The organism is Shewanella sp. Isolate13 (assembly GCF_022398325.1).
Taxonomy (GTDB): domain Bacteria; phylum Pseudomonadota; class Gammaproteobacteria; order Enterobacterales; family Shewanellaceae; genus Shewanella.
Genome location: NZ_JAKEVD010000004.1, coordinates 97,659 through 110,796, shown reverse-complemented (window position 1 = coordinate 110,796; position 13,138 = coordinate 97,659). Strand labels below are relative to the sequence as shown.

Sequence of the window (13,138 nt, the reverse complement as noted above, 5' to 3'; positions counted from 1 at the left end):
AAAAGCTGGTCCTAGGCCCTAGGAAAAGCAGGCCCTAGGAAGAGCAAAGACGGTACAAGCTAAGGCGGTTAAAGCTGAGACGGAAAAGCTGGTCCTAGGCTCTAGAAAAAACAGGCCCTAGGAAGAGCAAAGGCGGTTAAAGCTTAGATGGAAAAGCAAATCAAGGACAAAGGTAGGTTTTTGGCATTTGCTTTTCCTAGCAGGACGTAGTCCGCCCTAGAACCTAGAGCCTAGGTCCTAGAAGTGAGCTCGCGAACGCCCTTGTACCTTCTTCTAAAGCTTTTGGCAGAGGCTACAGAACACCGTTGCCCGTTGACCCAGTTTTATCTCACTAAGTAGATGGCCGCAATGGCTGCAGGTCTCGCCGCCACGGCCATAGACATGCAGCTTCTGGGCAAAGTAGCCCGGCTTACCATCGGCATTGGTAAAGTCTTTTAGTGTGGTGCCGCCCTGCTTTATGGCGCCCGCTAAGATCTGTTTTACCTCAGCGACCAAAACCTCGATACGTTCGGCATCGACCTTGCCCGCTTCAGCTTGTGGATGAATACCCGCGGCGAACAGCGCCTCGTTGGCGTAAATATTCCCTACACCCACAACGATATGATTGTCCATCAAACATAGCTTTATCGCCTTCTTCTTGTTAGCTAAGCACTCGAGCAAGTAATCGGCATTAAAGGCGTCAGTGAGCGGCTCGGGGCCAAGTTTCGACAGTAACGGATGCGCCTGTTCGGGCAGCTCGCACCACAGCCAAGCGCCAAAGCGTCGTGGATCATTAAAGCGCAGAGCCTTACCGCTCGCGAGCACCAGATCGATATGGTCATGTTTCTCCGCAGGCGTAGAGGCAGGCAGAATCCGTAAGCTGCCAGACATCCCCAAGTGCACTATGCTGGTGCCCGCATCGGTATCGATAAGCAGGTACTTGGCGCGGCGACGTACGTTTCTAATTGTCTGACCGATAATCTGCTTGGCAATTTCGGGAACAGGCCATCGTAGCGATGGATTGCGGATGATTAAATCCGTCACTTGATTATCAATTAGATAGGGGGATACACCTTGTCTAGTGACTTCAACTTCGGGGAGTTCCGGCATTTATTCTCTCTCTTTTTTATCGTGTTATTTGACAGCCTATGACTCCTTTAGCCTGTCGCTAGCGCTCGTTTACCAGCCCCCGAACAATCGGTTTTAAGCTCTCTCGTAAGCTCGGTGGGATCTGATACCAATTTCCTGAAGGCGACTTAAGCAAACCTTGCTCACTAAACATAATCCACAGCTGCGCATCGATAAGATCATCCACTTGGATCACCAGTTCTATAGGCTCACCAGAAGTTTCAGGTTTATCTGTCAGGGCGGAGATATGCACCTGTTGCCACGCATTGGCCCACTCTAAACAGTTGAGTACCCGCGAGCTGCACTGCCAGCCAGACTGACGTTTTTGCAGCCAAAGCTCGCCATATTGCAGCTGTGATAGAGGCGCAGATTTGTCGAATAGCGCCTGAGTTTGCATCGGTGTTTGCTGGCTATTCCTTTCGATGACAGTCAGGACTGAGATCATCAAAATAGATGCGAGGATGATGATGGTATTCCACTTCTTGCGGGATAAAGCCATGATTGCTACTTCAGCTTTTTGTTTGATATTGGGTATTTAATAAGTGTATCTGTTAGGTGGTGATTTCACAAATTTGGCAACGGTTGGGTGACCGTTGAACGCTTTTTGATCAAACTTCGTTTGATAAATTTATCAGGCTACGCCTGACCAAAGTCGTAGGATTCCATCCCACACCCGGGCAAGGAAGACTGCTCGTACTTATTCGAAATAGTCTAACGCTTCCGATGGGGCATCTGATGTGAATGGATTCACAAATGCCGTGAAGGCATGGATGCCTAAGAACGGTCTGCCCCGCGAAAGCTATGCCCACGTCCGTGTGGGCATTACGACTATTTTTTTAACGTACTTCGGCAATTTCGATGGGGATTTGGTGTTTTCTGTAATCTCTGAGTAGATGTTGATTTAGCTCTTTCTATGACTAACGCTGAAAGCTGGGAATTGTGCTTTTCTAACCCAGTGCAGATGCGGCTGAGGCCGTCGAAAACATGGATGTTTTCGTTGAGCGGTCAGGGATGGCGAAAAGCGAGCCTCAGAAGTGTCTGCACATGCGCTGGCCGCAGGCCATTGGAACTACAGATGTAGGAAGGTACATCAACAGTTGCCTAAGCATTGATAAAGCAAAGGTTCACTGTTTTGGGTGAACTTTTAGGTTCTGCACATGCGCTGGCCGCAGGCCATTGGAACCACAGATGTAGGAAGGTACATCAACAGTTGCCTAAGCATTGATAAAGCAAAGGTTCACTGCTTTGGGTGAACTTCTAGGTTCTGCACATGCGCTGGCCGCAGGCCATTGGAACCACAGATGTAAGAAGATACATCAACAGTTGCCTAAGCATTGATGAAGCAAAAGTTCGCTGCTTTGAGGGAGCATAACCTCTGTACATACGCTGGCCGCAGGTCATTGGAACCACAGATGTTGGAAGATACATTAACGGCTGCCTAAGCATTGATGAAGCAAAGGTTCACCACCTAGGCTAAATCAAACCGCCAACAGCGATGATTTCTACGAGAGGGACTGTTCAAGTCGCAGTTATCCAGCTGTGGTTTGATGGCTCGTAGGAGCTGAGCTTGAGCGCCTAGAATCAAGAGGCTGATACTCTGCTGTTTATCAAAATAAAATGTGAAATATTGCGGATATTCACCTATACCTATTGAGTGCTTCATTTTTATACACCTTGTATACACCTAAGCTTTATATGGAGATAGATATGGTGTCCTTCAATAGAATAATTGCTCTTGTCTTTTTAAGTTTCGTATTAACAGCTTGCGGTGGGGATGATGGGGATGGCCCTGTTTGTCCTAACAATGTTCCCTGCGAGTTAATCAACGATAACGCCGCACCTACGGCGACTGTTACCTATGAGGTTTCTCTAAGCGTTACCGATGCCGAAGGCAATGAAATCTCATCTATCTCTTCGGTTAATCCAGGAAAGTTAGTGGCTAATGTCAGTGGCATCACTGAGCCCGTTATTGTCACCTTTGGCAGTACTCTGGGAGAGTTACCCATCACAACGGCAGTGACTGATGATGAGGGCAATGCCAGCGTGGTTATCTATGCGGGTAGTGAGCTAGGAGCTGGCTCGGTAACCGCGAGCCTAGTCTCGGGTGAGCAGGACACGGCGATTATCGTCATTGGTGCCACCAACTTAGAGATGGGTAGCGGTGACCCACTGCAGAGCGGTGTTGCCGAGGTGAGTACCGACTCGCTATCGGCGGGCGGCACCGCCAGTGTGTCGGTGATGATTGTCGATGAACAAGGGCAGCCTTTTATGGAGGCGATAGATGTTTTCTTTAGCTCTGGTTGCTCGTTACTGTCTACACCGTTAGCTGAGATGAGCTCGCCCGTGATGCTAGTCAAAGGCGTTGCTACCAGTACATATCTAGCAAAGGGCTGTGTTGGTGACGATACCATCAATATCAGTGCCAATGCCGGAGGAATAAACCTGTTCGCAACCGGAAGCATTAATGTTTTGGCCGCAGAAAAGGGCAGTATTGTATTCGTCTCGGCGACGCCGACTAATATTGGTATTTTAGGTTCGGGTAGGGATGAATCATCAACAGTGCTGTTTAAGGTGCTGGATACCAATGGTAACCCAGTCAGTAATGCGGCGGTGAACTTTGCTTTGAATACCGAAGTTGGTGGTCTAAAGATACAGCCTACGCAGGCGAGCACAAACGGCAGCGGTATCGTCCAAACGATAGTGACCTCTGGTACCGTGGCGACTCCGGTAAGGGTAACGGCAACTATCGACAGCAGCGATCCACTTCTATCCAGTCAATCTAGCACCTTAGTCGTATCCACCGGGATCCCTGATCAAAATAGTTTTTCACTTTCTGCAGAGATCTTGAATCCTGAGGGTTGGAGCTATGATGGTGAGCAGGTGAAGATCACTGCTCGACTAGCCGATGCATTTAATAACCTTGCACCCGATGGCACCGCAGTTTCATTTGTCACCGAAGGTGGGGCAATCGGCTCTTCCTGCTTCACTGAAAATGGTGAGTGTAGTGTGACTTGGACGAGTCAGCATCCACGTCCATTAAACGGTCGCGCAACGGTGACGGCAACAGCGATTGGTGAAGAGTCTTTCCCTGACTCTAATGGTAACGGTCGTTTCGATGCCGCCGAGATGACAGCCTTTTTGGCGCAAGATGTAGCGGGGCGCTCTAATGATATGGATGAGGCCTTTAACGACTACAATGAAGATGGCGTCTTCAATGAGGATGGGTTAGAGGAGTTGATAGACTTCAATGGTGACGGAGCGTTTACCGCACGGGACCAGCTTTATAACGGCGTCTTGTGTAGCGAGCCAGCCCATAGTGGCTGTGCTGACGGCATCTCTAACTCTAAGTCCATCAATGTGCGAGGTAGTCTAGTTTTGATCATGTCGGGAAGTACCGCATATGGAAGCGATATTATTGTAATAGACAGCTCAAGCGATAACGGCGATGGCGTATTGGACTTATATGGCAAAGAGACGGGGCAGGTTTCACTGACAATAAAAGATCTCAATGATCAGCAGATGCCAGCGGGAACCAAGGTGAATATAAGCGCAACGGCGGGGACGGTCGTGAGCAAGAGCAGCTTCGTTTGGCCTTCGACCAATGCTCCAGGTGGGCTAAGTTTCGGTATTCTGGTGAAAGGTGAAGATGCAGTTAATTCTGGTGCGTTACTCATCGAAGTGGAAACACCAAATGGGGTTGATACTTTAGTGGCCACTATTCCAATTAACACTCATTAGCCATTTCTCTTTTTCTCGATACCATAAAGGGTGCTTATAGCACCCTTTTTTATTGTGTTTTCAAGCAGCGTTTGGGCTTTAAGTTAGACTGCGTCTAACAATTAACATCGTGGCGCTTCGCCCACACCCGAGCCAAGGGGGAAAGCGCTTGTCCCCCTTAGCGAACCCTCTGCGCCCCAGACGAAGTTGTTGATCCTCTGTCATTTTCGAAAATCGCTATCGCCTCAGAATCGCCATCCATGGCTCTACTAAGGCTACCTCGGCATCCATGCCTCGCTCACGCGATTTACTTCAATGACCTCGGCAACTCCGATGGGGTAATAGGTGTTTTCTGTAATCTTTGAGTTGCTGTTGGTTTTGTTCTTTCTTTTTTTAGGAGAGCACTGAGTCTGAAAGGTCGTGCTTTTCTAACTCGGTGTAGATACGGCCGTGACCGTCCATGATCTGGTGAGAGATAACGGAGTTATCAAGCTCTCGAGCGAGAGGCTGGGATGCCGAACTGGCCTTTAAATAGGGATATTGTTTGTCATGGCCGAGCCTCCATGGATGGACTTGCAGCGTGTCACGGAAGTATCTGCACATACGCTGGCCGCAGGCCTTTAGTTGCATCAGGTGCAGCCAGTTACTAATGCAGATGTTAGCTACCGAAATCGCAACAGTTAAGATGCTCATGCTAAGTGGAGTGATACAAAAACAAAACCCGACATTACGTCGGGTTTTATGTATCTAGCGTACAGCTAACTAAAAGTACAAGCTAACAGTTAACCACTGTGGTGACAGAAAACACCAGACCACCAAAGCGAAAAGTAACTGTTCAAGCAACAGTTAACCACCAGTTGCATTCATAAAACGCAGGATCTGCGTTTCCCCATTTGGATCAAAATGGTGCTCCTTAGGCTTGTGCTTGATGCCTTCCAGAATCGCTGTCTTTAGCTTTTCGATGTCGCCGGGGAACTCGCGGACGATGGCTTTGAGATCCACCGAGTTTTCGTTGCCTAAACAGAGCAGCAATTTACCCTCTACGGTGACGCGGACGCGGTTACACTCATGACAGAAGTTATTGCTGTGAGGCGAGATAAAGCCCACATGAATGTCGCTGCCGGGCATGGTGTAGTAACGGGCTGGGCCGCCTGTGCGTCGATCTGACACGATAAGCGGATAACGCTGTTGGATGATCTCTTGGATCTCTTTGCTGCTGCAATGACGGCTGCGCTTACGCTCGTCGATAATGCCCAGTGGCATCTCTTCGATAAAGGCGATATCTAAGTCGCGCTCGCGGCAAAACTCGATAAGATCTAAGACTTCATCATCATTTTGTCCGCGCAGAATCACCGCATTGACCTTGATCTTCTTAAAGCCTGCGGCGATGGCGGCGTCGATACCAGCGATGACACGGTCGACTTTGCCGTTACGGGTCAGCTTAGTGAATAAGTCTGGCTTTAGGGTGTCGAGGCTGATGTTGAGTCGGTTTAGGCCTGACTCATGCATCTCTGCCGCGAAGCGGGTCAGGCGTGAGCCGTTGGTTGTCATCGACAACTCTTGCAGACCCGGTAGCTTGCCCAGTAGCTTCACTAACTGATCGCAGTCGGTGCGCACTAAGGGTTCACCACCAGTTAGGCGGATCTTCTTCACCCCAAGTTCGGTAAAGGCTTGAGCGACCCAGGCTAACTCTTCGAGGCTGAGTACGTGCTCACGCCCCAAGAAGCAGGGATCTTCACTCATGCAGTACACGCAGCGAAAGTCACAACGGTCAGTGACGGATAGTCGCAGGTACTCTACCGTGCGACCAAAAGTGTCAACGATTAAACTCATACTACTACCTACATGACCCTATAGGAGGTCGGCAAAAGGTTGAATGTAAACTGTGTCACCTGGATTTAACTGATCATCTTTCTCGCCAATCACGATGAGACAGTTTCCTTTTACCATAGAGCTAAGCATCCCTGAGCCCTGAGCACCGGTTGTGGTTACATGTAACTTGCCGTCGGCACCTAAGTGATAGATTCCGCGGGTAAACTCTGTGCGGCCTGTGCGGCTGCGCAGTGGCTTATCGGTAATGGCTGGCACCATGGTATGGCTCCAGTTCTGCTCACCTGCAAGCTTACGAATCGCAGGCTGTACAAACTGCAGGAAAGACACCATCACGGCAACGGGGTTACCTGGTAAGCCGAAGAACAGTGAGTCATCGATCTGACCGAAAGCCAGTGGACGCCCTGGGCGCATGTTAATACGCCAGAAGTTAATCTGCCCCACTTGCTCAAGTACCGTCTTAATATAATCGGCATCGCCGACTGATACACCGCCTGAGCTGATCACGATATCGGCCTGTGCTGCGCCATCTTTTAGCGCCTGCGCCAGTGCCGCTTCTGAATCTTGAATGATGCCTAAATCGATCACTTCACAGCCTAACTTCTTCGCCATCGACTTGATGGTATAGCGGTTAGAGTCGAAAATGCAGTTGGCTTTAAGTGGTTCACCTGGCTGACAAACTTCATCACCAGTGGAGAATACGGCGACCTTAGGGCGCTTAAATACCGGTAGCTCACCGAAACCTAATGATGCGAGTAAACCTTGCTCGGCGGCGTGTAAACGGCTGTTGGCGGCAAGGGCGGTTGCACCCTGTGCGATATCTTCGCCCGCTTGGCGGATATGTTGGCCTAGGCTCATTTCGCCTTCGAAGCGCACTTCACCGTCTTGCTCGTTAGCAAGCTCACGTAGCTGCACCGTATCGGCGCCGGCTGGCAATGGCGCGCCTGTCATGATACGCACCGCTTCTCCGGCAGCAATAGTGCCGTTATAGGCGTGGCCAGCCATGATTTCACCAACCATCTTATATGAGGCGTTTGGCTGATCACTGAGTTTAAAGGCGTAACCGTCCATCGCCGAGTTGGTATGCTGTGGCACATCAACAGGTGAGATAGCGTCGCTGGCTAATACGCGGTTCTCAAGCTCATCTAGCTCGACGGCTTCTGTCGCAGTGATAGGCTTAACGTAAGATAAAATCTTATCGATACCTTGGCGTACCGATAGCGTGCTGCTGTTATCTAGCTCGCAACCGCAAGTGGGAGCCATCGGCAGATCGACAGGGCAAGGCTTCCAAGCGGCTATGTACTCACCAACATAGTCGGCGATTTGCTCGATATTGTTGATATCTAGACGGCGCAGCTCGCTTGGGAGTTCGGTATCATCGCAGCAGGCGATAGCTTGGATATTATCATCATGGGTATGGATGAAGGGCTTGCCGTGAGCGGCGCGGTGCAGTTCTATCTTAGGAAGTTCGAGCTTTTTAAAACCTTCGACGAGGACGATGTCGACCTTGTCGGCTTCAATCTGTTTTAGCAAATGTGGTAGTTCAGGATCGCCATCTTTGGCGTCTTCTGTCATCAATGCCCAGCGTACATGGGAGGCGACTAACATCTGCTTGGCACCGGCCTTACGCATTTCGTAGCTGTCTTTACCGGGAATATCGACATCGAAGTTGTGATGAGCATGCTTAATGACTGCGAGTCGCACACCGCGGCGATTAAGTTCAGGGATTAATTGCTTCAATAATGTGGTCTTGCCTGTGCCACTGTAGGCACAGAATCCGAGTACAGGAATAGGTAACGGATTAGTAAAAGGTATGCTCATTTACACCTCTAGTGATTTTTTTCATTAGCTATGGCTTCGCCAAGCTGCTGTTTTTGTTCTGGTGTGTTTACGTTTACAAACGCATTTGGCTGATCAGAAAACTCAGCGACGACATAGTGATGCTTGGCATACCAAAAATCGATTTTGCGTTCACCGGCATCTAAGAATGCCTTCATGGATGCGCGTAAACTCGGCTTAAGTAACATGACCACAGGTTGCTCTCGCTTGCCATCGCTAGCCACCGCAAGCTCTGCGTCTTCAGCCGTTAACTTCGCTAGCATTCTAGCGACTAAATCTGTCGGTAACAGTGGGCAATCGCAAGGAACGACTAATAAGTAATCCGCTTGGGTGTTGCTCATCGCGGTGATCATGCCAGCTAAAGGGCCCAAATAGCCGGAATCTTGGTCGCTGATCACTTTAAAACCAAACTCAGAATAACGGTTTTGGTTTCGATTTGCGTTGATCAGGATCTCCTTAACTTGAGGTCGTATCCTATCGATTGCATGTTCAATCATGGGGCGATTTTCGAGTTCGACTAAACCTTTATCGTTTCCACCCATGCGTCTGGCCATGCCGCCAGCAAGAATTACTGCATCAACTTGTGCTGCCATCACTGTTATCCTATTGTTTATTGCAGTTTTTTAGTCGCTAATGAATTTACCCAATCGACACATTGAGTCTGGTTGAGACGTCTATGTGAGCATTAGTCATATCTTGATTGGCACTGATATTACCGCTTGTAATTGTCTTATCGCAAATTAGCCAGGCATGATCGCATACTTTGGTTAGCATGCAAGTCTGATGGCTACTAATTAGCATGCCTGTGCCTTGCTGTTTGAGATCGACAATCATCTGCAATACTAGCTGTTGCGAATGTTTATCCATATTGGAGGTCGGTTCATCTAGCATCAATAGCTTAGGTTGGATAATCCAGGCTCTGGCGATTGCTAAACGCTGTTTCTCACCACCGGATAAACTCGAGGCGGCCTGAGTCAGCAAGTGACGTAGTTGCGCCTTATCTATCGCTTGCTCGGTGCGGGCCTTGAGAAGCTCTTTATCCCCATTTAAAAATCTTAATGGATAGGTGAGGTTATACATCACACTGCCTTCGAAAAGATAAGGGTGTTGATGCAGATAGATAGCCTTGCCGGTAATCGAGTTGCTGCGCCACCAAGGGGCTATAGAGAAACCTTGTGCTTGAATCGTTCCCGCCGTTGGCGAGATAAAGCCTGCGAGTAGCTTCATCAAGGTGGTCTTACCGCAGCCGTTATCACCTTGCAGGTGGATCACGCGGTTTTGTTCAAAAACCAACTCTTCTGCACTAAACAGTTGCTTGTTTTCGAAACGCATCTCGAGATTCTTGGCGATGATTTTTGCTTTGGCTCTTGTATCAGTCGTGGTATTGAACGTTGGCATCTGTCTTAATGACTCCTCGGCTCGGCTTTGCCTCTTAATGTACCGAGAGCAAAGTTTAAAATCAGTGCTAAGACGAGTAGCACCAGTCCCAGTGCAATCGCTTGGGCGAAGTCACCCTTACTGGTTTCTAAGGCGATAGCGGTTGGAATGTTACGTGTCACTCCCGCTATGTTGCCTCCGACCATCATTGAACAGCCAATTTCCGTCAAGATACGGCTAAACGCGGCAACAATAGCTAATAATAGTGGAACTTTAAGCTCTCTGCAGACAGCCCATATGGCACTTAATGCGGGAGCGCCTAAGGTTCGGGAAGTTTCCCATGCTCTGCGGTCAACACTGGTAAAGGCGGCTTGGCTCATGGCAACAAGCACCGGGGCGCAGATAAGCATCTGGCCGAGAATCATACCTTGCTGAGTAAAAAGCCATTTCAAATCCCCTAAGGGCCCCATTCGGGTTAGCAACAGATAAACCAGCAGGCCTATCACAACCGTTGGAATGGATTGTAGGGTTTGAATAAGATTGGTGACTAACCAGCGGCCAGGAAAGCGAGTAAAGGCCAACAGAAAGCCCAGCACCATGGAAGGCAGCAGCGTGATCGCTAAAGCCGCAAATGATACTGAAAAAGAGACGGAGATAATGGACCACACTTCGGGGTCCAATGAAAACAGCAGGCTCAATGCCTGCTGTATTAGGGCTAACCAGCCTTCATTCATTCGCTATATGTTGCCTTGAACAATTGTTCTCCCTGAACCTTATAGTTATTGATCATGCCTTGCGCTTCAGCGCCGATCAGCCAGTCGCTCAATGCTTGAGCACCCTTGTGGTTTAGCGTTGGGTACTTGCTTTCACTGATAAGTATGATTTGATAAGGGTTAGCCAGTGCTTTACCGCCATCAAAATCTACTGCTAGATCTATTTTACCTGAATAAGCAACGAAAGTGCCACGGTCAGATAGCGTATAAGCTTCTAATTCGCTAGCCATTAGTAGGGTTTTGCCCATACCTTGACCAACAGCTGTATAGCCTTTGAAATCTGGAGTAATTTTAGCGTTTTTCCAGATGAGAAGTTCTTTCATGTTGGTGCCTGAGTTGTCACCGCGAGAAATGAAAGGTACGCCAGATTTTTCGATTTTAGCAAACGCTTCTTCAGCCGTTTTGCTTGAACGGATTTTTGCCGGGTCGTTCTTTGGGCCTAGAATAACGAAATCATTTTCCATGATGCCGCGAGGTAGACGGCCGTAACCTTCTTCAACAAACTTAGCTTCAGCACCTGGAGCGTGAGTCATGACCACATCAACGTCACCCTGGCGAGCTAGCTTAAGTGCCTTACCAGTACCGGTCGCGATAACTTGTACCTGATAGCCTGTTTCTGCTTCGAACTTTGGTAGTAGGTTCTTTAATAGACCAGAGTTTTCTGTACTTGTAGTTGTCGCAAGTTTGATAATTTCGTTAGCTTGGGCTGGCATACCAACAACTAGCGCTGCGGTAACCGCAAGACCAATAACGCGTTTAAGGTTTAGCATTTTTACTCCTTGGAAAAATAAAATAGGCCACTCGATACCTGAGCGCCTGTTCAAAAATCGAATTCAGTGCTCATGAAAAGCAAGTTTGATGCCATGCTTAAATTAGGTTATTTCAGTTCACATTTGTAACACTAGTGTGATCTTAGTCCCATGAATAATAAAAAAAGCGCAGACATTATGTCCCAAGGTCGCGATTACATGGTTCATAGTGACCTATTTAGACTAGTTCGATGATAGACTTGTCTCATAATGAGTCAAAATGTCCCTGAATCAGACAAGGTGGGACAGAGAGTGAATAATATGAAGCCACTTCCTTCTGCTGTATCTGTATTGATCGTCGATGATGAGCCGGGCATGCGCAGCTTTTTAAAGAAAGCGTTAGCGAAGAAATTTGCCTTAGTTGAAACCGCCTCGAGTGTTGAAGATGCGGAGCAGCTGCGTTCACGTTGTCATTTCGATCTGCTAATTGTCGATATTCGTCTGCCTGGTCGCTCTGGAATAGAGTGGCATGAGGCGCTGAACGATCAAGAGAGACGTTCAGATATCATCTTTATGACTGGCTATGCCGATATGGATGTGGCGATAAAGGCGCTGCGTGCAGGCGCGTCTGATTTTATTATGAAGCCGTTCCATCTCGAACAGATGATGAAGGCGGTTGACCGCTGTATCGAGCGTCGCCTATTGAAGCGCGAGAACTTAATGTTACGCCGTGAAGTCTCCTTCAATCAGTCCTCGACCATTATTGGTCAGAGTGACGCCATGACTGAGGTAAAGCATGTCATCGAGCGTGTGGCGCCGACCAATGCTGTGGTCTTGATTGAGGGCGAATCAGGCACAGGTAAAGAGCTGGTGGCCAGACAGCTACATATTCTCAGTGGTCGTCAAGGGCCGTTTGTGCCAGTGAACTGTGGTGCGATTGCGCCTGAATTATTAGAGAGTGAACTCTTCGGTCATTCGGCTGGTTCATTCACTGGCGCCAAGGGTAACCGAGAAGGGCTATTTAGTTTCGCCTCCGGCGGTACCATCTTCCTCGATGAGATTGGTGAGATGCCGCTGAAGATGCAAACCGCACTACTGCGTGTGCTCGAGCAGCGCACCATTCGTCCAGTGGGCAGCGAGAAAGAGATCAATATCGATGTGCGCGTATTAGCGGCGACGAATCGTAAGCTATCGGAAGAGGTTGAAGCGGGTAACTTTAGACGTGACCTCTATTATCGCCTCAATGTGCTCGATATCGTGATCCCGCCTCTGCGTGAGCGTCCTGAAGATATTGTAGAGCTAACTCATCACTTTACCTGCCAGTTGGCGGCAGAACTTGGCGTAAAAGAGGTCGTTTGGAGCCATGAAGATCTATTAAAGCTGCAACAACACGAATGGCCAGGTAATATTCGTGAGCTGCGAAATATGATTGAACGCTGTATCCTACTGGGTAAACCACCTGCCGAGTATTGGAAGGTGCAGCCAAAGAGTGAAGCGGCCGGTGAGTCTGGCTATCCACTACAGTGGGCGCTGAAAGATGTTGAGCGTGACCATGTGACTCGCGTCGTTGATGTACACGGTGGTAATAAATCTGCGGCAGCAAGGGATCTTGGTGTATCACGTAAGACCCTAGATCGTAAGTATAAAGAGTGGTTTGGTAACGAAGCCGATAAAGAAGAATAAAAATACTGAGGCTGGGATAAGTAAAATTGAGCCATTGGTTTTGATGGTGATTGGGCTTATCCC

The 13,138-nt window shown here is 48.7% G+C and carries 11 protein-coding genes; 2 read left to right on the top strand and 9 right to left on the bottom strand.

The genetic code is table 11. The features are described 5' to 3' along the window. Positions 1-273: 273 nt before the first annotated feature. Positions 274-1,089, bottom strand: coding sequence for a bifunctional DNA-formamidopyrimidine glycosylase/DNA-(apurinic or apyrimidinic site) lyase (mutM, locus tag L1D44_RS04015; protein ID WP_239888922.1), 816 nt, complete (start codon positions 1,087-1,089; stop codon positions 274-276). A gap of 58 nt (positions 1,090-1,147) precedes the next feature. Further along, a complete protein-coding gene (locus tag L1D44_RS04010; protein WP_239888921.1) occupies positions 1,148-1,606 on the bottom strand; it encodes a hypothetical protein in 459 nt (152 codons plus the stop codon). Between the two features lie 1,208 nt (positions 1,607-2,814). Here L1D44_RS04010 and L1D44_RS04005 point away from each other — a divergent pair. Next, positions 2,815-4,845: a hypothetical protein gene (locus L1D44_RS04005; RefSeq protein ID WP_239888920.1), complete on the top strand. Its 2,031-nt coding sequence runs from the start codon at positions 2,815-2,817 to the stop codon at positions 4,843-4,845. A gap of 372 nt (positions 4,846-5,217) precedes the next feature. Here the strand turns inward: L1D44_RS04005 and L1D44_RS04000 are convergent, their stop codons facing one another. The 7 genes from L1D44_RS04000 to L1D44_RS03970 form a co-directional block, all read right to left on the bottom strand. Beyond that, positions 5,218-5,517, bottom strand: coding sequence for a hypothetical protein (locus L1D44_RS04000; protein ID WP_239888919.1), 300 nt, complete (start codon positions 5,515-5,517; stop codon positions 5,218-5,220). Positions 5,518-5,670: 153 nt separating this feature from the next. After that, entirely contained in the window at positions 5,671-6,657 is a 987-nt protein-coding gene (gene moaA, locus L1D44_RS03995; RefSeq protein ID WP_239888918.1) for a GTP 3',8-cyclase MoaA, read from the bottom strand. Positions 6,658-6,675: 18 nt separating this feature from the next. Then, a complete protein-coding gene (locus tag L1D44_RS03990) occupies positions 6,676-8,475 on the bottom strand; it encodes a bifunctional molybdopterin-guanine dinucleotide biosynthesis adaptor protein MobB/molybdopterin molybdotransferase MoeA (RefSeq protein WP_239888917.1) in 1,800 nt (599 codons plus the stop codon). Positions 8,476-8,483: 8 nt separating this feature from the next. After that, complete coding sequence (gene mobA, locus L1D44_RS03985; RefSeq protein WP_239888916.1) at positions 8,484-9,086, bottom strand: molybdenum cofactor guanylyltransferase MobA; 603 nt, start codon at positions 9,084-9,086, stop codon at positions 8,484-8,486. A gap of 46 nt (positions 9,087-9,132) precedes the next feature. Continuing rightward, complete coding sequence (locus L1D44_RS03980; RefSeq protein WP_239888915.1) at positions 9,133-9,891, bottom strand: energy-coupling factor ABC transporter ATP-binding protein; 759 nt, start codon at positions 9,889-9,891, stop codon at positions 9,133-9,135. A 5-nt stretch (positions 9,892-9,896) separates the two neighbouring features. Then, a complete protein-coding gene (locus L1D44_RS03975; protein ID WP_220768969.1) occupies positions 9,897-10,604 on the bottom strand; it encodes an ABC transporter permease in 708 nt (235 codons plus the stop codon). Then, positions 10,601-11,413, bottom strand: a complete 813-nt coding sequence (locus L1D44_RS03970) for a substrate-binding domain-containing protein (protein WP_239888914.1) — start codon at positions 11,411-11,413, stop codon at positions 10,601-10,603. The genes L1D44_RS03975 and L1D44_RS03970 overlap by 4 nt, the downstream gene beginning before the upstream one ends. A gap of 279 nt (positions 11,414-11,692) precedes the next feature. Here L1D44_RS03970 and L1D44_RS03965 point away from each other — a divergent pair, with 279 nt between their 5' ends. Then, positions 11,693-13,075, top strand: coding sequence for a sigma-54 dependent transcriptional regulator (locus L1D44_RS03965; RefSeq protein WP_345773625.1), 1,383 nt, complete (start codon positions 11,693-11,695; stop codon positions 13,073-13,075). Positions 13,076-13,138: the final 63 nt, after the last annotated feature.